Origin of the sequence: Corynebacterium sp. HMSC034A01 (genome assembly GCF_001838175.1) — a bacterium.
Lineage (GTDB): Bacteria > Actinomycetota > Actinomycetes > Mycobacteriales > Mycobacteriaceae > Corynebacterium.
In genome coordinates this window covers 97,330-119,367 of record NZ_KV835919.1, presented here as the reverse complement: position 1 = coordinate 119,367, position 22,038 = coordinate 97,330, and the positions used below count along the sequence as shown (strand labels likewise).

General features: G+C 65.2%; 23 protein-coding genes and 1 tRNA gene. 13 read left to right on the top strand and 11 right to left on the bottom strand.

What is annotated here, in order from left to right; genetic code table 11:
- Positions 1-28: 28 nt before the first annotated feature.
- The 4 genes from HMPREF2791_RS00730 to HMPREF2791_RS00715 are packed head-to-tail and all read left to right on the top strand — an operon-like array spanning position 29 to position 3,163.
- Positions 29-592 (top strand): sigma-70 family RNA polymerase sigma factor, encoded by a 564-nt coding sequence (locus tag HMPREF2791_RS00730; RefSeq protein WP_070843820.1) that lies wholly within the window; start codon positions 29-31, stop codon positions 590-592.
- 11 nt (positions 593-603) lie between these two features.
- Positions 604-1,605, top strand: coding sequence for a thioredoxin-disulfide reductase (gene trxB / locus HMPREF2791_RS00725; RefSeq protein ID WP_083327835.1), 1,002 nt, complete (start codon positions 604-606; stop codon positions 1,603-1,605).
- A 9-nt stretch (positions 1,606-1,614) separates the two neighbouring features.
- Positions 1,615-1,938, top strand: a complete 324-nt coding sequence (gene trxA, locus HMPREF2791_RS00720; protein WP_070475407.1) for a thioredoxin — start codon at positions 1,615-1,617, stop codon at positions 1,936-1,938.
- Positions 1,939-1,984: 46 nt separating this feature from the next.
- Entirely contained in the window at positions 1,985-3,163 is a 1,179-nt protein-coding gene (locus HMPREF2791_RS00715; protein ID WP_070843819.1) for an N-acetylmuramoyl-L-alanine amidase, read from the top strand.
- On the opposite strand, the gene HMPREF2791_RS00710 is transcribed toward HMPREF2791_RS00715, so the two are convergent.
- The 7 genes from HMPREF2791_RS00710 to rpmH all read right to left on the bottom strand — a co-directional run bounded on the left by HMPREF2791_RS00710 (position 3,160) and on the right by rpmH (position 7,631).
- Positions 3,160-4,200 (bottom strand): ParB/RepB/Spo0J family partition protein, encoded by a 1,041-nt coding sequence (locus HMPREF2791_RS00710; RefSeq protein ID WP_070475403.1) that lies wholly within the window; start codon positions 4,198-4,200, stop codon positions 3,160-3,162. The genes HMPREF2791_RS00715 and HMPREF2791_RS00710 overlap by 4 nt on opposite strands.
- Positions 4,201-4,203: 3 nt before the next feature.
- The gene (locus tag HMPREF2791_RS00705) at positions 4,204-5,139 is read right to left on the bottom strand and encodes a ParA family protein (protein ID WP_070475402.1); all 936 of its coding nucleotides are present in this window, start codon (positions 5,137-5,139) and stop codon (positions 4,204-4,206) included.
- On the bottom strand, positions 5,140-5,772 hold the full coding sequence (gene rsmG / locus HMPREF2791_RS00700) for a 16S rRNA (guanine(527)-N(7))-methyltransferase RsmG (protein WP_070475400.1): 633 nt from the start codon (positions 5,770-5,772) through the stop codon (positions 5,140-5,142).
- Between the two features lie 79 nt (positions 5,773-5,851).
- Positions 5,852-6,817: a membrane protein insertase YidC gene (gene yidC / locus HMPREF2791_RS00695; protein ID WP_070475398.1), complete on the bottom strand. Its 966-nt coding sequence runs from the start codon at positions 6,815-6,817 to the stop codon at positions 5,852-5,854.
- 9 nt (positions 6,818-6,826) lie between these two features.
- Positions 6,827-7,114: a membrane protein insertion efficiency factor YidD gene (gene yidD, locus HMPREF2791_RS00690; protein WP_083290295.1), complete on the bottom strand. Its 288-nt coding sequence runs from the start codon at positions 7,112-7,114 to the stop codon at positions 6,827-6,829.
- On the bottom strand, positions 7,114-7,479 hold the full coding sequence (rnpA, locus tag HMPREF2791_RS00685; RefSeq protein WP_070843818.1) for a ribonuclease P protein component: 366 nt from the start codon (positions 7,477-7,479) through the stop codon (positions 7,114-7,116). The genes yidD and rnpA overlap by 1 nt, the downstream gene beginning before the upstream one ends.
- A 14-nt stretch (positions 7,480-7,493) precedes the next feature.
- The gene (gene rpmH / locus HMPREF2791_RS00680) at positions 7,494-7,631 is read right to left on the bottom strand and encodes a 50S ribosomal protein L34 (protein WP_034996682.1); all 138 of its coding nucleotides are present in this window, start codon (positions 7,629-7,631) and stop codon (positions 7,494-7,496) included.
- Positions 7,632-8,374: 743 nt separating this feature from the next.
- Between rpmH and dnaA the strand changes: the two genes are divergently transcribed.
- The 5 genes from dnaA to gyrB all read left to right on the top strand — a co-directional run bounded on the left by dnaA (position 8,375) and on the right by gyrB (position 15,916).
- Positions 8,375-9,964 (top strand): chromosomal replication initiator protein DnaA, encoded by a 1,590-nt coding sequence (dnaA, locus tag HMPREF2791_RS00675; RefSeq protein WP_070843817.1) that lies wholly within the window; start codon positions 8,375-8,377, stop codon positions 9,962-9,964.
- Between the two features lie 744 nt (positions 9,965-10,708).
- Positions 10,709-11,893 (top strand): DNA polymerase III subunit beta, encoded by a 1,185-nt coding sequence (gene dnaN, locus HMPREF2791_RS00670; RefSeq protein ID WP_070843816.1) that lies wholly within the window; start codon positions 10,709-10,711, stop codon positions 11,891-11,893.
- 3 nt (positions 11,894-11,896) lie between these two features.
- Positions 11,897-13,078: a DNA replication/repair protein RecF gene (gene recF / locus HMPREF2791_RS00665; RefSeq protein ID WP_070843815.1), complete on the top strand. Its 1,182-nt coding sequence runs from the start codon at positions 11,897-11,899 to the stop codon at positions 13,076-13,078.
- Positions 13,062-13,670 (top strand): DciA family protein, encoded by a 609-nt coding sequence (locus HMPREF2791_RS00660; RefSeq protein ID WP_070475387.1) that lies wholly within the window; start codon positions 13,062-13,064, stop codon positions 13,668-13,670. Before recF ends, HMPREF2791_RS00660 begins: the two co-directional genes overlap by 17 nt.
- Before the next feature lie 146 nt (positions 13,671-13,816).
- Positions 13,817-15,916: a DNA topoisomerase (ATP-hydrolyzing) subunit B gene (gene gyrB, locus HMPREF2791_RS00655; protein ID WP_070843814.1), complete on the top strand. Its 2,100-nt coding sequence runs from the start codon at positions 13,817-13,819 to the stop codon at positions 15,914-15,916.
- A gap of 63 nt (positions 15,917-15,979) precedes the next feature.
- Here the strand turns inward: gyrB and HMPREF2791_RS00650 are convergent, their stop codons facing one another.
- Both HMPREF2791_RS00650 and HMPREF2791_RS00645 read right to left on the bottom strand, forming a co-directional pair.
- Complete coding sequence (locus HMPREF2791_RS00650) at positions 15,980-16,414, bottom strand: DUF6918 family protein (RefSeq protein ID WP_070475384.1); 435 nt, start codon at positions 16,412-16,414, stop codon at positions 15,980-15,982.
- Positions 16,415-16,573: 159 nt separating this feature from the next.
- Positions 16,574-16,999, bottom strand: a complete 426-nt coding sequence (locus HMPREF2791_RS00645) for a hypothetical protein (RefSeq protein WP_070843813.1) — start codon at positions 16,997-16,999, stop codon at positions 16,574-16,576.
- A 208-nt stretch (positions 17,000-17,207) separates the two neighbouring features.
- Between HMPREF2791_RS00645 and HMPREF2791_RS00640 the strand changes: the two genes are divergently transcribed.
- The gene (locus tag HMPREF2791_RS00640; RefSeq protein WP_168168278.1) at positions 17,208-18,158 is read left to right on the top strand and encodes a hypothetical protein; all 951 of its coding nucleotides are present in this window, start codon (positions 17,208-17,210) and stop codon (positions 18,156-18,158) included.
- Between the two features lie 84 nt (positions 18,159-18,242).
- On the opposite strand, the gene HMPREF2791_RS00635 is transcribed toward HMPREF2791_RS00640, so the two are convergent.
- Entirely contained in the window at positions 18,243-18,518 is a 276-nt protein-coding gene (locus tag HMPREF2791_RS00635; RefSeq protein ID WP_070843811.1) for a TetR family transcriptional regulator, read from the bottom strand.
- On the bottom strand, positions 18,515-18,727 hold the full coding sequence (locus tag HMPREF2791_RS00630) for a CopG family transcriptional regulator (RefSeq protein ID WP_070475375.1): 213 nt from the start codon (positions 18,725-18,727) through the stop codon (positions 18,515-18,517). The genes HMPREF2791_RS00635 and HMPREF2791_RS00630 overlap by 4 nt, the downstream gene beginning before the upstream one ends.
- Before the next feature lie 61 nt (positions 18,728-18,788).
- Between HMPREF2791_RS00630 and gyrA the strand changes: the two genes are divergently transcribed.
- The 3 genes from gyrA to HMPREF2791_RS00615 all read left to right on the top strand — a co-directional run bounded on the left by gyrA (position 18,789) and on the right by HMPREF2791_RS00615 (position 22,033).
- Positions 18,789-21,341, top strand: a complete 2,553-nt coding sequence (gyrA, locus tag HMPREF2791_RS00625) for a DNA gyrase subunit A (protein ID WP_070843810.1) — start codon at positions 18,789-18,791, stop codon at positions 21,339-21,341.
- Positions 21,342-21,344: 3 nt separating this feature from the next.
- Positions 21,345-21,689: a DUF3566 domain-containing protein gene (locus HMPREF2791_RS00620; RefSeq protein WP_070843809.1), complete on the top strand. Its 345-nt coding sequence runs from the start codon at positions 21,345-21,347 to the stop codon at positions 21,687-21,689.
- Between the two features lie 270 nt (positions 21,690-21,959).
- Positions 21,960-22,033: transfer RNA gene (locus tag HMPREF2791_RS00615), tRNA-Ile, on the top strand.
- The last annotated feature ends 5 nt before the right edge of the window (positions 22,034-22,038 follow it).

Below are 22,038 nucleotides of genomic sequence, written 5' to 3'. Positions count from 1 at the left end.
TGGGGACAACCGAATTTTTGGGGGGACAATGGACTACATCAACGACAGGCAGCTGGTGGCGAACTACCTGGGAGGGGACCGGCAGGCCTTCACACTCATTGTGCGGCGCCACCGCAAGCGCATGTACTTCGCGGCCCGCAACTTCGCGCGCAACGAGCAAGACGCCCAGGACATCGTCCAAGACGCCCTGTTCAAAGCGGCGCGCAGCATGCACACCTACCGCGGGGAAGCGAAGCTGTCCACGTGGCTGCACCGCATGACCATCAACGCGGCGATAGACCACCAGCGCAAGGACGGCCGCGCCGGCGCGCAGTACAGCTTGGACGACAACGACACCGTGGACATCGACGCGAACAAGTACCTCGCCTACAACCCGATGGAGAACATGGAGCGCACCATGGCCATGCGCCAGGCACTGGCGGTGCTGCCGCAGGCGCAGCGCAAAGCCCTCTGGCTCATCGACGTCGCGGGCATGAGCGTCGGCGACGCCGCGGCCGAACTCGGGGTGCAACCGGGCACCGTGAAGTCGCGCCGCTACCGGGCGCGCGAGGCCGTCGCCGCGGCGATAGGGGAGGCGGCGCCGGCGCGCTAAGATCTGCAACCATGACTTCCCCCGGCTTCAACTTTGTCACCCCGCAAACTGATGCGGCACCCGCGGCCGCAGCCGCCACCACCAGCACCGACGAGGTGCACGACCTGATCATCGTCGGCTCCGGGCCCTCCGGCTACACCGCCGCCCTCTACGCCGCCCGCGCCGAGCTGAAACCGCTCGTGTTCGAGGGCTACGAGTACGGCGGCGAGCTGATGAACACCACCGAGGTGGAAAACTTCCCCGGCTTCGAAGACGGCATCATGGGCCCGGACCTCATGGCGAACATGCGCGCCCAGGCCGAGAAGTTCGGCGCGGACCTACGCCAGGAGCTGGTGGATTCCGTGGACTTTTCCGGCGACATCAAGAAGGTCGTCGTGGACGACGAGGTCTTCCAGGCCCGCGCCGTCATCCTCGCCACCGGCGCCGCACCGCGCCACCTGGGCATCCCGGGCGAGGCGGAGCTGACCGGCCGCGGGGTGTCCACCTGCGCGACCTGCGATGGCTTCTTCTTCAAGGACCAGCACATCGCCGTCGTCGGCGGCGGCGACTCCGCCATGGAGGAGGCCACCTTCCTGACTAAGTTCGGCTCCAAGGTCACCCTCATCCACCGCTCGGAGAACTTCCGCGCCTCCAAGATCATGCTCGAGCGCGCCCGGGAGAACGAGAAGATCGAGTTCCTCACCGACACCGTCGTGGACTCCGTGGTGGAGGCAGACGGCAAGGTCGGCGGGCTGAACATCCGCAACGTCGTCACCGGCGAGGAGAGCGTGCTGGACGCCACCGCGCTGTTCGTCGCCATCGGCCACGACCCGCGCTCCGGCTTCCTGGAGGGCCAGGTGGCCGTGGACGAGGGGGGTTACGTTGAGGTGGCGGAGCCGTCGACAAGCACGAGCGTTGAAGGCGTGTTCGCGTGCGGCGACCTGGTGGACAAAACCTACCGCCAAGCCATCACCGCCGCGGGCGCCGGCTGCCGCGCCGCGCTGGACGCACAGCACTACCTGGCGGCGCTGTAGACTGTCGGCATGAACGCACCAGTTGATGTGACCCAAGCAACCTTTAAAAACGAGGTCATCGAGTCGGACACCCCGGTGCTCGTGGACTTCTGGGCGGAGTGGTGCGGCCCCTGCCGCAAGCTCTCCCCGCTGCTCGACGAGATCGCCGACGAGATGGACGGCCAAGTCAAGGTAGCCAAGGTCAACGTGGACAACGAGCGCGCGCTCGGCGCCATGTTCCAGGTCATGTCCATCCCCACCGTCCTGCTGTTCAAGGGCGGCAAGAAGGTCGACGAGTTCGTCGGCCTGCGCCCGAAGTCCGAGATCGTCTCCAAGATTCAGGCGCAGCTCTAGCGGCGCGTAGACTGAACTCCCTGTCCATCCGAATAGAAAGGCCCGCATGCAAGACATTTTGCGCGTTGGCGACTCCAGCACACGGGTCGCCGAGGTCCGGATGTCCTTAGCCCGCCTGGGCCTGATAGACGGCTACGAGGGCGAGATCGACTCCACCCGCCGATTCACCGAGGGCGAGATGCTTTACGACGACATCCTGTGCGAAGCCGTCAAAGCCTTCCAACAATCCCGCGGCATCGTGCCCACCGGGACCATCGATTCGGCGACGCTGCGTGAACTGCGCGAGGCGTCCTACACCCTCGGCGCACGCGTGCTGAGCTACCAGCCCGGCCAAGAGATGGTCGGCGACGACGTCCGGCAGCTGCAGTCCCAGCTGCACGAGCTGGGGTTCTACCCGCACCGTGTGGACGGCCGGTTCGGGCCGCGCACCTACGAGTCGCTGATGAACTACCAGCTCAACTCCGGTCTGGAGGACGACGGCGTGTGCGGCCCCGACACGCTGCACGCCCTGTCGCTGCTAGGCCGGCGCATCACCGGCGGCTCCGCGCAGGCCATTCGCGAGCGCGAAACCGTGCGCCAGGCCGGCCCCAACCTGACTGGCAAGCGCGTGGTCATCGACCCGGACTTGGGTGGCACCGACCGCGGCCTGGTCGTGGACGGCCCGTATGGCCCCATCACCGAGGAAGAGATCCTGTGGGATTTGGCCCAGCGTATTGAGGGCCGCATGGTCGCCGCCGGCATGGAAACCATCCTGTCTCGCCCGCGCGGCGACAACCCCTCCAACCAGCAGCGCGCCGACCTGGCCAACGGGTTCAAGGCGGACCTGCTCATCTCCCTGCGCCTGGATTCCTACCCGAACGAGAAGGCCAACGGCGTGGCCACCTTCTACTTCGGCTCTGAGAAGGGCAGCTCGTCGCTGACCGGGGAGACGCTGTCCGGCTACATCCAGCGAGAGGTCGCCGCCCGCACCCAGCTGCAGAACTGCCGCAACCACGCCCGCACCTGGGAGATGCTGCGCATGACCCGGATGCCGTCGGTGGAGCTGGTGGCCGGCTACCTGACCAACCCGGGCGACCTGGCCGTCCTCACCGACCCCAACGAGCGCGACGCCATCGCCGAAGCCGTCGTGGTGGCGGTGAAGCGCCTCTATCTACTCGACCACGACAACCGGCCCACCGGCACCTACTCCTTCAAAGAGCTGCTGCGGGAGGAAAAGCACGCCTAGTCGGTGCCCTGGATGAGCCCCATGATGCGCTCAAAGTCGTCCTTGTCGCCGAACTCGACCACGATCTTGCCCTTGCGCTTGCCCATGGTCACCGACACCTTGGTGTCCCAAATATCGGCGAGCGAATCAGCGGCGCGGGTGAGGTACTCCGGCTGCGGAGCGGGCTGGCGCTTCGGCTTGTCCGGCACCTTGCCGTTTGAATTGATCAAGGACACGGCCTCTTCCGTCGCGCGGACGGAAAGGCCCTCGGCGATGATGCGGTCGGCGAGTTTGGCTTGGGCGTCGGCGGTGTCGTTGCCCAGCTTGACGCCCAACAGCGCACGGGCGTGACCTGCGGAAAGCACGCCGGCGGCGACGCGCCGCTGCACGCCCACGGGCAGGTTGAGCAGGCGGATCGCGTTGGTGATCACGGGACGCGAACGGCCCAGGCGGTCGGCGAGCTGCTCCTGGGTCACGCCGAACTCGTCGAGGAGCTGCTGGTAGGCGGCCGCCTCTTCGAGCGGGTTGAGCTGGACGCGGTGGATGTTCTCCAACAGCGCGTCGCGCAGCATGTCCTCGTCGGAGGTTTCGCGCACGATCGCCGGGATCTGCTTCAGGCCGGCCTTGGAGGAGGCACGCCAGCGGCGCTCGCCCATGATCAGCTCGAAGCCCTCAGGCGTGTCGCGCACGACGATGGGCTGGAGCAGGCCGAACTCGCGGATGGAGTGGACCAGCTCGGCCAGCTCGTCCTCGTCGAAGACCTGGCGCGGCTGCTTCGGGTTGGGGATGATCTGGCCGACCGGGATCTCCTGGTAGCGCGCGCCCACCGGCACGGGCTGGATCACCTTGTCGCGCTTGGCGGACACTGTCGGGGCACCCTGGACTTTTTTGGGGGCACCCTTTGGTGCGTCGTCAGGCTTGGGTGCTTGCTTCCCGAAAATCACGTCCGAGGCGCTGCCGCCGATGCCCGGGGTTTTGCCGTTTTTGTCGATGTCCGACGGCGCCGACGGGATGAGCGCCGCCAGTCCGCGGCCGAGGCCGCCCTTGCGTTCTGCCATTGATTACTCCTCCTCGAGCTGGTTGTAGACCTCGGGGCTCACGCCGATCGGGCCGGTGGTGGGGTGCGGCTGGTAGTCGCCGCGGGTGGCCAGCTCCTTCGCCGCGTCGAAGTAGGCCAGCGCGCCGCGGGATCCGGGGTCGTAGTCGATGACGGTTTGGCCGTAGCCGGGTGCCTCGGAGACCTTCACGGAGCGGGGGATGACGTTGTTCAGCACCACTTGGCCGAACTGGCCGCGCACCTCGTCAGCCACGTCGGCGGCGAGGCGGGTGCGGGCGTCGTACATGGTCAGCACGATCGCGGAGATGTGCAGGTTGTTGTTCAGGTGCTCACGGATCATACCGATGTTGCCCAACAGCTGGCCCACGCCCTCGAGCGCGTAATACTCGCACTGGATGGGGATGAGCACCTCGTCCACCGCGGTCATCGCGTTGATGGTGAGTAGGCCGAGCGACGGCGGGCAGTCGATGAACACGTAGTCGAAGCCGTGCTCGTCCAAGAATCCGCGGCGGATCTGGTCGTGCAGGCGGTACTCGCGCCGCACCATTGACACCAGCTCGATCTCCGCGCCGGCCAGGTCGATGGTGGCGGGGATGCAGAACAGGTTCGGATTCTCCGGGTGAGGCTGCACGGCGTCGGAGGCCTCGGCCTCGCCGATGAGCAGCTCGTAGCTCGACGTGGTGCCGGAGGTGTGCTCCGCACCGAGCGCGGTCGAGGCGTTGCCCTGCGGATCCAGGTCAATCACCAGCACCTTCAGGCCCTGCTTGCTCAGGCCGGCCGCCAGGTTCACGCTGGTGGTGGTCTTGCCCACGCCGCCCTTCTGGTTGGCCACGGTGATCACGCGCGGCTGGTCCGGCTTCGGCAGCGCTTCGCTTCTCGACGTCACCCGCGCCGCGCGCATCGCCGCCTCCATCACAGGAGTCTCGTCGTAGTCTTCCATCTACGCCCCCTTCTTTCTGCGCTGGATACGGATCAACGTGGTGGGCTGGTCCAGCACGGATTCGCCCACGGTGAAGATCTCCGCCTCGCCGCCGCCGGCCTTCGTAATGGCCTTGGCGTCGCGCTCGAGTTCCTCAGCCACGGATTCGCCCTTCATCGCAATCATGTGCCCGCCGCCCTGCAGCAGCGGAATGGACCACCCGGCGAGCTTACCCAGCGGGGCGACGGCGCGGGAGGTGACGGCGTCGAACTCCGCCTTGGGCTGCTCCTCGGCACGGCCGCGCACCACGGTGACGTTGTCCAGGCCCAGCTCGGAAACAACCTCGCCCAGGTAGGTGGAGCGCTTCAGCAGCGGCTCAATCAGCGTGATGGACAGGTCCGGCCGCGCGATCGCCAGCGGGATACCGGGAAGGCCCGCACCGGAACCGATGTCCGCGACCTTCAGCCCGGGCTCGAACGCCTCCGCGATCACGGCGCAGTTGAGGATGTGGCGCTCCCACAGGCGGTCCACCTCTTTGGGCCCGATGAAGCCGCGCTCGGCGGCCGTGGTGGCCAGCGAGCGGTGGTAGGCCTCTGCCAATCCGAGGCGTTCTCCAAAAACTTGGGCTGCGGCTGCAGGGGAGGTATCCGACATGCACAACACTGTAGTCGGCCCGCCGACATGAAAAAGTCCCGGCCGAAAACGGGCCGGGACATGCGTCGATAAGCGACTGCTACTTACCTTGCTTCCGCTGCTTCTTGGTGCGGCGGTCCTTGGTGCGCGCGCCCGGGGCGGGGGCGGTGGTGCGCTTGAGCTCCACCTTGCGCGCCTCCTCGGCGGCCTCTTCTTTGTCCATCTTGTTGTTCAGCCACATGGTCTGGAAGAACGTCCACAGGTTGTTTGTGAGCATGTAGAACAGCAGGCCGATGTGCCAGATCACGCCGGTGGCAAGAATCATGACGGGGAAGAACCACATCATCATCTTGTTCATCAGACCCATTTGGTTCTGCATCATCTCGGCCATCTCGCCCTGCGGCTTCGGGCCCTTGCCGGCGGCCTTGCGGGCCTCTTGGCGCTTGACCATGATGCGGGCGTTGAGGTGGGTAAACGCCGCACACAGCACAACCAGCGGCAGGCACACGGCGATGATCTGCGCGCGGGTCAGGTCCACGTTGCCGAACGCGGCGAAGGCCTCCTGCGGCATGGACATGTACGCGGACAGCGGCACGCCGAAGAAGTCTGCGTCCAGGAAGGACTGCACGTCTTCCGCCGGGAAGGCGTAATTCGCGGTGGAGCGGTTCTCCTCCACGGACATGCCCAGCTCACTGGTGCGGTTGAAGGAGCGCAGCACGTGCAGCAGGCCGATGAAGATGGGCAGCTGCACGATCGGCACGATGCAGGACGACAGCGGGTTGGTGCCGTTTTCGCGGTAGAGCTTCTGCGTCTCTTCGGCGATCTTCTGCTGGTCGCCCTTGTACTTCTCGCGGATTTCCTGCATCCGCGGCTGCATCTCCTGCATCTTGCGCATGGAGCGCATCTGGTTGACCATCGGCTTCAGCAGCAGCAGGCGCACCGTGCAGGTGAGCAAAACGATGGCCAGAATCCAGGAGATGCCCGAATCCTTGGGGATGACAAAGCCGAGAACCTCGTGCCAGAACCTCAGCACCCAGGAAATCGGCCAATAGATGAAATTCAGCACGTTTCGGTGTTACTCCTCACTCATTTCAATGCTGCCCGGCACTGGGTCGTAGCCGCCGGGGTGCCAGGGCCCGCATTTGCACAGCCTGGCCGCGGCCATTGCGCCGCCGCGCACCGCTCCGTGGCGTGACACGGCTTCGAGCGCATACGCACTGCATACTGGCATAAAACGGCACGTCCCGCCCATCTTAAGGGGTGAGATGTACTTTTGGTAACCGCGAATCAGCGCCACCAGCGCTTTCGCGGCCGGCCCCTTCGCGGCGGGGATTTCACCGCCGGCGAAGTTGAAGTAAGCCATTATCGCTTCTTTTGCGCTTTGTGCAGCGCTTTTTCCAGGGCCTTTTCTAGATCGCGCGCGAGCTCGTCGCTCGTTGCAGCGGCGGCGGGCGGCAGGGCGCGGATCACAACATCGAAGGAGCGCCCAAGCTTATCGACGAGCTCCCGCTGCACCACACTCCGCAACTTCCGCGACACGGCATGGCGCGTCACGGCGTTGCCCACCTGCTTGGACACCACCAGCCCGAAGCGGGGCCCACCCTGGATGACTAAGTCTTTTCGCTGGTGCACATGCACCATTAACGTGCGAGACCCCGCGCGCACACCCTTCCTCATCGCAGCTTTGAAGTCTGCGGAGGAAGAAAGTTTGTGCGGGCGGGGTAACACGCGCGGGTTTTAAGCTATGCCGTCAGCTTTGCGCGGCCCTTCTTGCGGCGCGCGGAAACGATGGCGCGGCCGGCGCGGGTCTGCATACGGGCACGGAAGCCGTGCTTGCGTGCGCGACGACGGTTGTTCGGCTGGAAAGTCCGCTTAGACACGGTGGACTCCTTGTGCGGTCATGAACAGCCGACGGCTCGTCTAAGCCTCCCGGGGAAGTGGCCGTTCCAAATGTGAAACGTTGCGTTGAGATTGCGGTTCGGCTCCGGATGTGGAGCGCAGTTCGCGTGCAGCGCCTTCGCCAGCTCGCCTTGATCAAGCGGCCCGGTGCCCGGCGGGGGCGGTGCTCTCAGATGTACGCCGGTGCAACCGACGTAAAGACGGGCTTAAGACTACGCGAATTTGTGCGCCCCGGCCAAATCAACACGCGGCAATTTCTCCAGGGGCAATCGGGTACCCCCGTAATTACAACGGTGTGTTTTTTCGCAGGTGGGGCGGGAAATCCTCCCCGCACCCTGCGAGGGCGCTGACAGGATGTGGACAGCTGTTCGACGCGTCAAGTTATCCACAAAAACCGGCCCGGGCGAAGTTTCGACAGCCCAAGGTCGGAGCGGGTAACAATGAAGCAATCACCACAATCGCACAGCCTGAGGATGCACAGGCCTGTGGATAACTGTGAAGTACCGGTTGAGACTTTCACCCAAAACGCCTTGTTTAGGCAGGTCACAGACCTGCACAACTTCACACTAAGTTATCCACAGGGCGTGCAAGCCTTGTGGACAACCGCCACTGCTAGAGTATCCACACCTGTGGATAACTCTGTGGAACAGCAGGTGGCAGCGCGCCGAGCGGGCGAGCGAAGTTGTGAATTGCACGTGTAGACAGGAACAGACTGGAGACGACGTTGGCGGACCAACACCTCGAGGACCTGTGGCGCGGCGTCGTCGACGAGCTGCTGCGCCTCTCGGAGCAGGCCACCTCGTCCGTACCCACGCTTACCCCCCAGCAGCGCGCCTACCTGCGGCTGATGAAGCCGGTCGTGCTTGTCGACGGCTACGCCCTACTCTCCGCACCCCACCAAGCCGCCAAAAATGTCATTGAGGAGTCCCTGGCTCCCCACATCACGGCACTGCTGTCCTCCCACACCGGCCAGCCCTACGCCCTGGCCGTGTCCGTGGCCGCACCCGAGCCGGAACCTGCGCCCGAGCCCGAACCTCAGCCCCAGCCTGTTCAGCCTGTTCAGCCGCCGGCACCGTCGCCGGAGCCGAGCTGGCAGCCCACCCAATCCCACGCCGAAGCGCCGGCGCCGGGGGAGCAGATCCCCATGGGACTGGACGAATTGGCGCAGATGCATGCTGCACAGGTGGCGGGGCGGCGTCGAGAAGCAAATGCGCACCCCACCGTGGACCGCCGCATCCCCCGCGAGAAACCCGCGCACGACCCGGACCGCGAAGCCAGCCTGAACCCGAAGTACACCTTCGAAAACTTCGTCATCGGCTCGTCCAACCGCTTCGCCAACGGCGCCGCCGTCGCCGTCGCCGAAAATCCCGCCAAGGCCTACAACCCCCTGTTCATCTGGGGCGGATCCGGCCTGGGCAAAACCCACCTCCTGCACGCCGCCGGCAACTACGCGCGCGTGCTTCAGCCAGGCCTGCGCATCAAATACGTCTCCTCCGAAGAATTCACCAACGACTACATCAACTCCGTGCGCGACGACCGCCAAGAATCCTTCAAGCGGCGCTACCGCAACCTGGACATCCTGATGGTCGACGACATCCAGTTCCTCGAAGGCAAAGAAGGAACCCAGGAAGAGTTCTTCCACACCTTCAACGCGCTGCACCAGGCAAACAAGCAGATCATCCTGTCCTCCGACCGGCCGCCGAAGGAGCTGACCACACTCGAGGACCGGCTGAGGACACGCTTCATCAGCGGCCTGATCACCGACGTGCAGCCGCCAGACCTGGAAACCCGCATCGCCATCCTGATGAAGAAGGCGGCGGCCGACGGCACCCAAGTCGACCACGCCGTGCTCGAGCTCATTGCCTCCCAATTCGAGTCCTCCATCCGCGAACTCGAAGGCGCGCTGATCCGTGTCTCGGCGTACTCGTCGCTGATCAACGAACCGATCACCATGGAAGTCGCCCAGGTCGCACTGCGCGACATCCTGCCCGACGAAGGCGACGTCAACATCACCGCCGACGGCATCAAGGACGCCGCCGCCGAGTACTTCCAGGTCTCCCAGGAACAGCTCACCGGCGCCGGAAAGACCAGGCAGGTCGCCCACGCGCGCCAGATCGCGATGTACCTGTGCCGCGAGCTGACCGAGCTGTCCCTGCCCAAGATCGGCGACGAGTTCGGCGGCAAGGACCACACCACCGTCATGTACGCGGACCGCAAGATCCGCAAGGAAATGACGGAAAACCGCGGCACCTACGACGAGATCCAGGAACTCACGCAGGTGATCAAGAACCGCGCCCGCACCCGCTCGCGGTAGGCGGGCCGGGGGTTCGGGGGTTCTCGGGCTGTTTTGGCGGTTTCGCCCACCCCCGCGCGAGTTTCCAGCTACAAGGACCCAGCTATTCGGCTCCTGGGGGCGAAAATCGAGGTGCTACTAGCTGGATCCGTGGATTGGGGGCGCTAGGGGAGGGGAACACGGTCCCGGGACCCACATTTCGGCAAACCCTGGGAATGCTCAAACATCGCGCGATCCCAGGGTTTGTGGTTTTGGCGCGTGGTCAGGAAACAACAATCACTTCCGTACCACTCTCCACAGTCCTATCCACACCTGTGTAATTACACCAATGTTGTTTGGCCAAGTAGATCACAATGTAACCGCCATCACAAAAGCTGAGCCTGGGGACAGGGTGTGCATAACCGGTGGAAGAACGCGGTTCCGTTTGTGTAATTTCAACCACCCCGAAAAACTATCCACAGAGGCCCCGACTTATCCACAAGTTATCCACAGCCCAAATCACACACCCGACACGCCGTGCGACCGGCGCAGAACCGGCCCAATCCACAGATTCCCCAACACCTACTGTTGTTCCCCTCTTTACTTCTTGTAATTCAATCTGGAGAAAGAGAGGGTGTGCAATCTCGCCGCGGTCCGAAATGACGTCTGCGATCCGGGAGGTGGACGTCGATAGGCAGAGTGCGCGCAGGCGAATCACAAATGTAGAGTGGTGTCCGATCTGGCTCTGCCCGAAATGCCAAAAATGCCAAAGGAGACTGCGCAGTCATGGACAACAATGTGTCGTTTCGCGTCCATAAGGATGAGCTCGCGGACGCCGCGGCGTGGGTCGCGCGCAGCCTGCCCACCAAGTCGACGCAGCCAGTGCTGCGCGCGGTTGTGATTACGGCCGACGACAACGGCTTGGAGTTCGCGGGCTTCGACTACGAGGTCTCCACCCGTGTGCGCATCGGCGCCGAGGTGAACGAGCCTGGCCGAGTCGCGGTTGCCGGCAAGCTGCTCGCGGACATCGTGGGCACCATGCCGAACGACGCCATCGAGGTCTCCACCGACACCAAGGTGATGACGCTGAAGGCGCGTTCCTCCCGCTTCGAGCTCCCGCTCATTGCGTTGGACGATTACCCGCAGCTGCCGCACCTGCCCGAGGTCACCGGCCGCATCTCCCCGGCGGCGCTCACGGGCGCGGTGACCCAGGTGGCCTCCGCCGCCGGCCGCGACGACACGCTGCCGATGCTCACCGGCATCCACGTGGAGATCGACGGCGAAAATGTCACCCTCACCGCCACGGACCGTTTCCGCCTGGCCCAGCGCCACCTGACCTGGGAGCCGACCAGCCCGGACGTGAAGGCCGACCTGCTCGTCCCGGCGAAGACGCTGCTGGACAACGCGCGCACGCTGGACACCTCCATCGACGACCCGGTGGAGCTCGCCGCGGGTGCCGCCGACAACATCGGCGGCGACGGCCTGTTTGGCCTGCACACCGGCAACCGCGAAACCACCACCCGCATGCTCGATGCGGATTTCCCCAACGTTGCGCCGCTGCTGCCGAAGACGCACACGGCCATCGCATCGGTGGAGGTCGCGCCGCTGCTCGAGTCCATCCGCCGCGTGAGCCTGGTCGCGGACCGCAACGCGCAACTGCGCATGCACTTCAAGGAAGGCGAGCTGACGCTGTTCTCCTCCGGCGCGGATTCGGGCGCCGCCCAGGAGACGCTCCAGGCTGCGTTTACCGGCGTGGATGAGCTGCTCATCGCGTTCAACGCGGGCTATCTTCGCGACGGCCTTTCGGTCATCGGCACCGACCGCGTCGTGTTCGGGTTCACTGAGGCGTCCCGCCCGGCGATTATGATTCCGCAGCCGGATCAGCTGCCGGAGCGCGGCGAGGACGGCACGTTCCCGACCCCGGACACGCACTTCACTTACCTGCTCATGCCGGTTCGCCTTCCGGGCTAGCCTATGCACGTCCGCGAGCTTGATCTGCGTGATTTCCGCTCGTGGCCCGAGCTGAATCTCAAGCTTGAGCCGGGCGTGACCGTTTTCGCGGGCCGCAACGGCCACGGCAAGACCAATATCGTCGAGGCGGTCCATTATTCGTCGAAGCTGTCGAGCCACCGCGTATCGACGGATGCTCCGCTCATCCACGCCGGCGCCGAGAATGCCCGCGTGTCCGCAACCACGGTCAATGACGGCCGCGCGCTGACCACGCACCTGCTGATCAAGGCGCACGGCGCGAACCAGGCCCAGATCAACCGCACCCGGCTGAAATCCGCCCGCGAGCTGTTGGGCGTGCTGCGGGTGGTGATGTTCTCCCCGGAGGATCTGCGCCTGATCACGGGCGAGCCGGCGGAGCGCCGCAAGTTCCTGGACGACCTCGCCGCCTTAAGAGCACCCCGCCTCGGCGGCGCCCGCGCGGACTACGACAAGGTGCTGCGGCAGCGAAACGCCCTGCTGAAAAGCTCGAACATGGCGCTGCGCCGCGGCTACCAGGACGAAGACGGCGCCAGCGCGCTGAGCACGCTGGACGTGTGGGACGGCCAGCTCGCCGCGCTCGGCGCGCAGGTGGTGGCGGGAAGGCTCAGCCTCGTCGACGACCTCGCCGACCGGATCACCGAGGCCTACCAGTCCGTCGCCCCGGAGTCGCGCCCCGCGTCGGTGGCGTACAGCTCCACGCTTGACCGGGCGGTCACCGAGCTCAACGGCGGGCCGGCAAGAGACCCGGCGGTGTTCGAGGCCGCGATGCTCGCCGAGCTGGGACGTCGCCGCAAAGACGAGATCGACCGCGGCGCCACCCTGGTCGGCCCTCACCGCGACGACCTCGCGCTCATGCTCGGCGACCAACCCGCGAAGGGCTACGCCTCCCACGGCGAAACCTGGTCCTACGCGCTGGCGCTTCACTTGGCGGAATACCAGCTTTTAGCCAGCGAGGGCACCGACCCGGTGCTGATCCTCGACGACGTCTTTGCCGAGCTCGACGCTAAGCGCCGCGAGCGCCTCGTTCACGTCGCCGCCGACGCGGAGCAGGTCTTGGTCACCGCGGCGGTGGGCGACGACCTGCCCGGCAACCTCGACGACGCCGTCGCCGCACGCTTCGCTGTGACCATGCAGGACGGGGTGAGCGCCATTGAGCGATCTGATTAAGCGCAGCTTCGACACCGTCCGCGCCACCGCGCGCAAGCGCGGCGGCCGCCTGCCGGACCTGTCCCGCCAGGGCACCGGCACCGTCCCCAGGCGCAACAGGCCATCGCTTCACGACGGACCAAAGGCCAGCATCACGGTGCCAGGGCTGGAGACTGGTCCGGGTGTGCCGGAGGAACGTCGCAAAGCAAATGTGCGGGGAATCCCCACCGGCCTGGACGGGCGCGCATTGCCGCGCAGCTACAAAATCTCCTCCTTTTCCAACCTGCTGGGCACCGAAATCCGCAAACGCGACTGGACCGAGAAGATGGCACACGGCTGGGTCATGGGGAACTGGACCGAGCTGGTGGGCGAGAAGATCGGCCAGCACACGCACGTGGAGATGATCAAGGGCGGCGAAGTGCACGTCAGCTGCGATTCCACCGCCTGGGCCACGCAAATGAAGTACATGCAGCGCGAAGTGCTCGCGGCCATCGCGGCCAAGGTTGGGCCGGACGTGGTGACCAAGCTGCACGTCTACGGGCCGAAAACGAAGAGTTGGCGGTACGGGCCCCTGCACGTGAAGGGCCGCGGGCCCCGCGACACGTACGGGTAGGGGTGGGCGAAAAACGCGCGTGAAACGCCCTCTCGCGCGTTGGACACCTCCCCGTTATGGCCCCCTCACCGTGTAATATGGGACGGGTTCAACGGGCCTGAATTACACATTCGGCCCACTTACACGCATGGAGGAGCTTCCCGAAAGTGGCAGAGCAGCAACCCCATTACGACGCGTCATCGATCACCATCCTCGAGGGCCTCGAGGCGGTGCGCAAGCGCCCGGGCATGTACATCGGTTCCACCGGTGTGCGCGGCCTGCACCACCTGGTGTGGGAGGTCGTGGACAACTCGGTCGATGAGGCGATGGCGGGCTACGCCGACCGCGTCGACGTCACCCTGCTTGAAGACGGCGGCGTCGAGGTCGTGGACAACGGCCGCGGCATCCCGGTGGAGATGCACCCGTCCGGCGCCCCGACGGTGCAGGTGGTCATGACACAGCTGCACGCCGGCGGCAAGTTCGACTCGGAGTCCTACGCGGTCTCCGGCGGCCTGCACGGTGTGGGCATTTCCGTGGTCAACGCGCTGTCCACCCGCGTTGAGGCGGACATCAAGCGCGACGGCAAGCACTGGTACCAGCGCTTCAACATGGCCGTGCCGGACGAGCTGGAGGAGGGCGGCAACGCCCGCGGCACCGGCACCACCATCCGGTTCTGGCCGGACGCGGAGATCTTCGAGACCGTCGATTTCAACTACGACACCATCTCGCGCCGCCTGCAGGAGATGGCCTTCCTGAACAAGGGCCTGACCATCACGCTGACGGACCAGCGCGTCACCGACGAGGAGCTTGAGCTCGAGGCCATCGCCGAGGAGGGCGACACTGCGGCGGCTATCGACGGCGACTCGTTCGACGACACCACCGAGACCGTCGACGCCACCGAGGTGGACCAGGACGGCGACGGCGACACGGTTGAGGCGGGCGACGAGGTCGCGCCGGACGTGAAGAAGAAGCGCGAGAAGAAGGTCACCTTCTACTACCCGGACGGCCTGGTCGACTACGTCAAGCACCTGAACAAGTCCAAGACGGCCATCCACCCGACCATCATCGGCTTCGACCAGAAGGGCGACGGCCTGGAGGCCGAGGTGGCGATGCAGTGGAACGGCTCCTTCAAGGAGTCCGTCCACACCTTCGCCAACACGATTAACACCCACGAGGGCGGCACCCACGAGGAGGGCTTCCGCGCCGCGCTGACCAGCTTGATGAACCGCTACGCGCGCGACCACAAGCTGCTCAAGGACAAGGAGCCAAATCTTACTGGCGACGACTGCCGCGAGGGCCTCGCCGCCGTGGTCTCCGTGCGCGTGGCTGACCCGCAGTTCGAGGGCCAGACCAAGACCAAGCTGGGCAACACCGAGGTCAAGGGCTTTGTCCAGCGCGCGGTGAACGAGAACATCTCCGACTGGTTCGACGCCAACCCGGCGGAGGCCAAGGCCATCGTGAACAAGGCCGTGGCGTCCTCGCAGGCGCGCCAGGCGGCCCGCAAGGCCCGCGACCTGGTGCGCCGCAAGTCCGCCACCGACCTGGGCGGCCTGCCCGGCAAGCTCGCGGACTGCCGCTCCAAGGACCCGTCCAAGTCCGAACTGTTCATCGTGGAGGGCGACTCTGCAGGTGGCTCCGCCAAGGGCGGCCGCGACTCCATGTACCAGGCCATCCTGCCGCTGCGCGGCAAGATTCTGAACGTGGAGAAGGCCCGCATGGACCGCGTGCTCAAGAACGCCGAGGTCCAGGCCATCATCACCGCACTGGGCACGGGCATCAACGACGAGTTCGACATCGCCAAGCTGCGCTACCACAAGATCGTGCTCATGGCCGACGCCGACGTGGACGGCCAGCACATCGCCACCCTGCTTTTGACCCTGCTGTTCCGCTTCATGCCGGAACTGGTGGAAAACGGCCACGTCTTCCTGGCCAACCCGCCGCTGTACAAGCTGAAGTGGGGCAAGGGCGAGCCGGGCTACGCGTTTTCCGACCGCGAGCGCGATGAGCTGCTGGCGGAGGGCCTGGAGGCCGGCCGCAAGATCAACACCGACGACGGCATCCAGCGCTACAAGGGCCTGGGCGAGATGAACGCCAAGGAGCTGTGGGAGACCACCCTGGACCCGGAGACCCGCATCCTGCGCCGAGTGGAGCTCGAGGACGCACAGCGCGCCGACGAGCTGTTCTCCATCCTCATGGGCGACGACGTCGCGGCACGCCGCAGCTTCATCACCCGCAAGGCGAAGGACGTGCGCTTCCTGGACGTGTAAGCGCCAAACACAACAACGCCCCGGCGAATGGTTTCGCTGGGGCGTTGGTGGCTTTAGACGTCGTTAGGCAAAACGCTCCACGATCTCGCCGAGCTGCGGCAACGACGGGCCCACGATCTTCGCGGCCTTGCCGCGCAGGGTGGAGTACACCTTCTTGATGGCGCCGGGCATGGAATCCGCCTGCTTGTCGCCAGCATCGAGCATTGCCTTGACGACGTCATCCTCACGGCCCGCCAAGAACCGGCCGAAGTCCTGCTCGCCGCTGTTCTTGTAATCGGACCAGTGCGGGTTCAGCTCGTCCACGATCTGCGGCAGGAACTTGTTCACGCCCTTGGAAATAGCGTCCGCGTCGGCCTTCTTACCTGCCGCGACGGCAGATTTCAGGGCCATGCCGGTGAGGCCAGACTGGCGGGCGATGGTGTCGTCCACCAGGGAGGTGATCTCCTGGACGACCTGGGGGCGCTTGGCTGCGTCAAGCAGCTGGGAAAGATCAGTCATGCAGGCCAGTTTAACGGGAAAAACGGCCGGTGCAGGACCGGCCGTTTTCGGTTGCAGCTCTTCCACCGCAGCACCTCTTTTGCCACGTCAGTCACATGGCTCTCGTGGGTTCACTGCAACCACAACGGGCACAACCGTAACACAGGCCGTGTGGCGGAGCTAACGCTGGGGCAGCTGCGGCAGGTACTGGTCCGCGTAGGACTGCACGAACGCCGTGATCTCCTTCGCCGGAATCAGGCGGTTGCCTTCCGACGAGCCCGGCACGTGCGTCAGATTAAACTGCTCCGCCAGGTTGTCCACCGCCTCGCGCGCCTGCGGCACGAAATCCACGATGAGCTGCACCGTCACAGCCGTCGCGGCAAACGCGATAGCCAGGGAGATTGGCGCCGAGCCGGTGTAGGATCCCTCCAGCGCGCGCTTTTCGGGCGGGTTCACGTCCTTGTCGTAGTCCGGGCGGTAATTCGGCTTGGAGGATCCCTTCGAGCTCGTCGAGGACAGCTGCGAAATGGCCGTGTCCTGCGCAAAGGCGGGGGAGGGGGCGGCGAGCAGGGCGGCGGCCGCCAGCGCCGCAACGGTTTTCTTCATGGGGAACATGTTAGGCGGTGGGGGATTCTGCGGGCCTTGTACTGGACGGATTTTGTAAAACTCGTCCGTCCGCCGGGTGTTCAGGTAGATAATCCCAGGTCGGGGGAAGGGCTTTCGCCGACTTTTGCAAAGCTCCCGAAATTTTTGCCCGTCCAGGGATCCAAACCACCATTTTCACCGTCCAAAAGGTATGGGCCTTTACAACGGTATGAACATCACTGTTGGGCACGCGATCATGCGGGATCCCCTGCCCGGATTGCCGGTGCACCCGGTTAACCAGTACTTTTCCGTGCCCACAGACATGCTCATCCCGGGCCCCATTGCTACGGCGGCGGCAACCTCTCATCCCAGGCGCGTGGTCTACCGCGTCCCCGCGAGTTGCCGCGCCGCCGCACACGCGCTCTCTCACCCGGGGACAACCCTGTCCGGTTTCGGGGCGCTGGCGTTGTTCGGCCTTCCCGCGCTGGTAGACATGTGCGACACCGTCCTCATCAACCCCAAAATCGGCCGGAAAGTCCTGGCCACCAGCACAAGGCCGGGGATGGTTCGCGGCAGCCCCAAACCCCAGGACGTCTGGCGCGTGTTTTTCAACGGCGAGGTTGTGCAGCTGGCGACACCCCCGCTGGCGACGATCCAGGCGTTGAAGGCGCTCCGCCGCGGAGAGGCGGGGTGGGAGGTTGAGACGGTCGAGGACGATCCTGTCTTCGTCAGGGCCGTGCAGCTCGTGGACGCCGTCCGTCGGTTTCTTGGCGTCACCCCAGAGTCTCTGGTTCTTGCAGGGCACAAGCTTATCGACGACCGATGGTTAGCCTCCGTCATCAGCTCCTCAAGCGCCTTGGCGGACTCGCCAAAAGAAACCGAAATGCGGCTGATTCTGGCAAGATTCGCCGGCAAACACGGCTTCACCTACCGGGAGCAGTTGCCAGTGCGGAAACGAAACAGGCTGGTCACCACCCTGGATGCTGCGCTGGTGGAGCCCCGGTACGGCTTCATGTACGACGGCATCCACCACTGGACAAAGCAGCAGCGGGTCAAGGACGCCGAGATCAACATCGAACTCCAGTTGTTGCAGATCCGCCCGTTGCGATTCGCCACCGGCACGCTGCGTTCAATCCCCGCGGTGACAGAAGCGCTCCTCCGGAAAGATGGCTTCATCTGAATTTGCAAAACTCGGCGAGGCGCCTGGGCGCGACCTGCAGGTATCGACATCGGCGCACCCCGATCGGCCGACTTTTGCAAAACCTCACTCGACCCAGCGCCGGTACACCTCGGCAGCGACGTCTGCGAACCCAGCGTTGAACCCAGCGTTGAACCCAGACAGGGGTTGCAGCGCCCGGATGGTCTCGGCCAGCGCCGCGGCGGCCGCCTCCACGGTGTCGAACACGGGCACGCCGTGGAGCCGGGCGCTGGGTACGGCGGCGCTGGCCGCCAGGGCGGCAAACGAGCGGACCTGGCAGCCGTGAAAGGCGCAGTACTCGTCGGCGACGGCCAGGAGCTGCTCGGCGGAAAAACCCCTCATGAACGGGCCTGACGGATCCGCGATTCCATCCCGGCGTAGGTGGGGATGAGGGTGCGGGCGAGGTCGGTGACGTGGGCGTCGTCAAGCAATCGCGATGCTGCGGTGACCACCGCACGGCGGGCGGCCTCCTGCTTCGAGCACCCCCATGCGGACGCCAAGAGAACCAGCGCCTTGTCCTCGTCTGCGGTCAATCGGAGCGTCATAGCCATACCACTTTGATACCACGTCGCTGCTCCGTCGCGGCGTGAGAAGCCCGCTAGACTCAAACACATGGCTGATGACACCACTGGCGGCTTGGACCGCATTCAACCAATCGACATCAACGAGGAGATGCAGACCAGCTACATCGATTACGCCATGAGCGTGATCGTGGGCCGCGCGCTCCCCGAGGTGCGCGACGGCATGAAGCCCGTGCACCGCCGCGTGATCTACGCGATGTACGACGCCGGCTTCCGCCCGGAACGCTCCTACGTCAAGAGCGTGAAGGCCGTCGGCGAGACCATGAGTAACTACCACCCGCACGGCGACAGCGCCATCTACGACACCCTGGTGCGCATGGCGCAGCCGTGGGCGATGCGCTACCCGCTTGTGGACGGACAAGGCAACTTCGGCTCGCCGGGCAACGACGGCCCGGCCGCCATGCGTTACACGGAGTGCAAGCTCACCCCGATCGCCATGGAGATGGTCCGCGACATCCGCGAAAACTCCGTGGACTTCGCGCCGAACTTCGACTCCAAGACCCAGGAACCGACCGTCCTGCCGTCGCGCGTGCCGAACCTGTTGATGAACGGCTCCAACGGCATCGCCGTCGGCATGGCCACCAACATCCCGCCGCACAACCTCAACGAGCTGGCGGAGGCGATCTACTGGATCCTGGACAACCACGACGCCGAGGAGAAGGACACCCTCGACGCCGTGATGGAGCGCGTGAAGGGCCCGGACTTCCCCACGGCAGGCCTGATCGTGGGCGACCAGGGCATCAAGGACGCCTACACCACCGGCCGCGGCTCCATCCGCATGCGCGGCGTCACCGAGATCGAGGAGATTGGCAACCGCCAGGTCATCACGATCACCGAGCTGCCGTACCAGGTCAACCCGGACAACTTCATCCACAACATCGCCGAGCAGGTCACCGCCGGCAAGATGGTGGGCATCTCCAAGATTGAGGACGAGTCCTCCGACCGCGTGGGCATGCGCATCGTGGTCACGCTCAAGCGCGACGCGGTGCCGCGCGTGGTGCTGAACAACCTGTACAAGCACTCGGCGCTGGAGACGAACTTCTCCGCCAACATGCTCAGCATTGTCGACGGCGTCCCGCGCACCCTGCGCCTGGACCAGATGCTGCGCTTCTACGTCAAGCACCAGATCGAAGTCATCGTCCGCCGCACCCAGTACCGCCTGGACGAGGCCGAAAAGCGCGCCCACATCCTCCGCGGCCTGGTTAAGGCGCTGGACATGCTGGACGAGGTCATCGCCCTGATCCGCCGCTCGCCGACCGTGGACGACGCCCGCCAGGGCCTGATCAACCTGCTCGACGTCGACGAGATCCAGGCCAACGAGATCCTGGCCATGCAGCTGCGCCGCCTGGCGGCCCTGGAGCGCCAGAAGATCATCGACGACCTGGCCGCTATCGAGAAGCAGATCGCGGACTACAAGGACATCCTGGCCAAGCCGGAGCGTCAGCGCGAGATTGTCGGCGACGAGCTCAAGGAGATCGTCGATAAGTATGGCGACGAGCGCCGCACCCAAATCGTCGCCGCAACCGGCGACGTCACCGAAGAAGACCTCATCGCCCGCGAAAACGTGGTGGTCACCATCACCTCCACCGGCTACGCCAAGCGCACCAAGGTGGACGCCTACAAGAGCCAGAAGCGCGGCGGCAAGGGCGTGCGCGGCGCCGAGCTGAAGCAGGACGACGTGGTGAAGAACTTCTTCATCTGCTCCACCCACGACTGGATCCTGTTCTTCACCAACTTCGGCCGCGTCTACCGGCTGAAGGCCTACGAGCTGCCTGAGGCGGGCCGCACCGCCCGCGGCCAGCACGTGGCCAACCTGCTGGAGTTCCAGCCGGAGGAGAAGATCGCCCAGATCATCCAGATCCAGACCTACGAGGACGCCCCGTACCTGGTCCTGGCCACCCGCGACGGCCGCGTGAAGAAGTCCCGCCTGACCGATTACGAGTCCGCCCGTTCCGCCGGCCTGATCGCCATCAACCTCAACGAGGGCGACGCGCTCATCGGCGCCTCCCTGGTCGGCGAGGACGACGACCTGCTGCTGGTGTCCGAGCAGGGCCAGTCCATCCGCTTCTCCGCCGACGACGAGCAGCTGCGCCCGATGGGCCGCGCCACCGCCGGTGTGAAGGGCATGCGCTTCAAGGGCGACGACCAGCTTCTGGCCATGACTGTGGCCAAGGACGGCGAGTACCTGCTGGTGGCCACCTCCGGCGGCTACGGCAAGCGCACTGCCATCGAGGAGTACAACGCGCAGGGCCGCGGCGGCATGGGTGTGATGACCTTCAAGTACAGCCCGAAGCGCGGCAAGCTCATCGGCGCACTTTCGGTCGCCGAGGACGACCAGATCTTCGCCATCACCTCCGCCGGCGGCGTGATCCGCACCGAGGTCGACCAGATCCGCCCGTCGTCCCGCGCGACTATGGGCGTGCGGCTGGTGGACCTCGCCGACGGCGTCGAGCTGCTCGCCATCGACCGCAACGTCGAGGACGAAGGCGAGGAGGAAGCCACCGCAGTCGCCACCGGCCAGAAGACCATTGAGCAAGCGCTTAGCGACGACAGCTCCGCCGACGCAGGCGAGGACAAGGAGTAGCCCGTGGCCGTCCGCAAAGTGACCGTGCGCAACATCGGCGCCGGCTCCACCTTCAAAGTGGCAACGCTGTTGGCCTTTCTGGGCTTCATCGCTTGGATGGCGGCCTGCCTGCTGGTCTATTTCGGGCTGGAGCGCGCCGGGGTCATCGAGTCCATCAACTCGCTGATCGGCGGCGTCGGCGGCGACCAGGTGGTGGACATGAAACTGGCCATGTCCGCAGCGGGCCTGTTCGGCCTGGCGGGCTTTTTGTTCCAGGTGATCATGGCCCCGCTGACGGTGGTCATGTACAACGCCATCGCGGACCTGGTTGGCGGCGTCAGCTTCACCATGTCCAACCGGGCCAAGTAGGGGTCTCCCAGGCCGCGGGACTCCGCATTGCGGACAATCCCGGTGACCCCAACTATTGGTCCGCGCCCAGCTTTTGCAAAAGTCGGCGTGTCGGCGCGTTCGAGGCCGCAAAATCCCAGGTCACATTCCCCCGCCGCCGACTTTTGCAAAACGCCGGTTGGGTTCGCCTGCCTGCGCGTGAAACGTCGATAAGCAATTGCCCATTTATGTGCCTTACGCTGGCGATTTGGAGCTGTTGTGGGTGCTCTGTAATATTCCTATTCGTTCCCAGGGCCTATAGCTCAGTCGGTTAGAGCGCATCGCTGATAACGATGAGGTCGCAAGTTCGATTCTTGCTAGGCCCACGGTA

Excerpts from the sequence above, each read along its gene's own strand:
- HMPREF2791_RS00715 (WP_070843819.1), top strand. The coding sequence starts at position 1,985 with ATGCAAGACATTTTGCGCGTTGGCGACTCCAGCACACGGGTCGCCGAG.
- HMPREF2791_RS00650 (WP_070475384.1), bottom strand. The coding sequence starts at position 16,414 with ATGACTGATCTTTCCCAGCTGCTTGACGCAGCCAAGCGCCCCCAGGTC.
- HMPREF2791_RS00705 (WP_070475402.1), bottom strand. The coding sequence starts at position 5,139 with ATGGAAGACTACGACGAGACTCCTGTGATGGAGGCGGCGATGCGCGCG.
- gyrA (WP_070843810.1), top strand. The coding sequence starts at position 18,789 with ATGGCTGATGACACCACTGGCGGCTTGGACCGCATTCAACCAATCGAC.
- HMPREF2791_RS00645 (WP_070843813.1), bottom strand. The coding sequence starts at position 16,999 with ATGAAGAAAACCGTTGCGGCGCTGGCGGCCGCCGCCCTGCTCGCCGCC.
- yidD (WP_083290295.1), bottom strand. The coding sequence starts at position 7,114 with ATGGCTTACTTCAACTTCGCCGGCGGTGAAATCCCCGCCGCGAAGGGG.
- HMPREF2791_RS00640 (WP_168168278.1), top strand. The coding sequence starts at position 17,208 with ATGAACATCACTGTTGGGCACGCGATCATGCGGGATCCCCTGCCCGGA.
- HMPREF2791_RS00635 (WP_070843811.1), bottom strand. The coding sequence starts at position 18,518 with ATGAGGGGTTTTTCCGCCGAGCAGCTCCTGGCCGTCGCCGACGAGTAC.
- HMPREF2791_RS00630 (WP_070475375.1), bottom strand. The coding sequence starts at position 18,727 with ATGGCTATGACGCTCCGATTGACCGCAGACGAGGACAAGGCGCTGGTT.
- recF (WP_070843815.1), top strand. The coding sequence starts at position 11,897 with ATGCACGTCCGCGAGCTTGATCTGCGTGATTTCCGCTCGTGGCCCGAG.
- trxA (WP_070475407.1), top strand. The coding sequence starts at position 1,615 with ATGAACGCACCAGTTGATGTGACCCAAGCAACCTTTAAAAACGAGGTC.
- dnaN (WP_070843816.1), top strand. The coding sequence starts at position 10,709 with ATGGACAACAATGTGTCGTTTCGCGTCCATAAGGATGAGCTCGCGGAC.
- trxB (WP_083327835.1), top strand. The coding sequence starts at position 604 with ATGACTTCCCCCGGCTTCAACTTTGTCACCCCGCAAACTGATGCGGCA.
- HMPREF2791_RS00730 (WP_070843820.1), top strand. The coding sequence starts at position 29 with ATGGACTACATCAACGACAGGCAGCTGGTGGCGAACTACCTGGGAGGG.
- HMPREF2791_RS00710 (WP_070475403.1), bottom strand. The coding sequence starts at position 4,200 with ATGGCAGAACGCAAGGGCGGCCTCGGCCGCGGACTGGCGGCGCTCATC.
- rsmG (WP_070475400.1), bottom strand. The coding sequence starts at position 5,772 with ATGTCGGATACCTCCCCTGCAGCCGCAGCCCAAGTTTTTGGAGAACGC.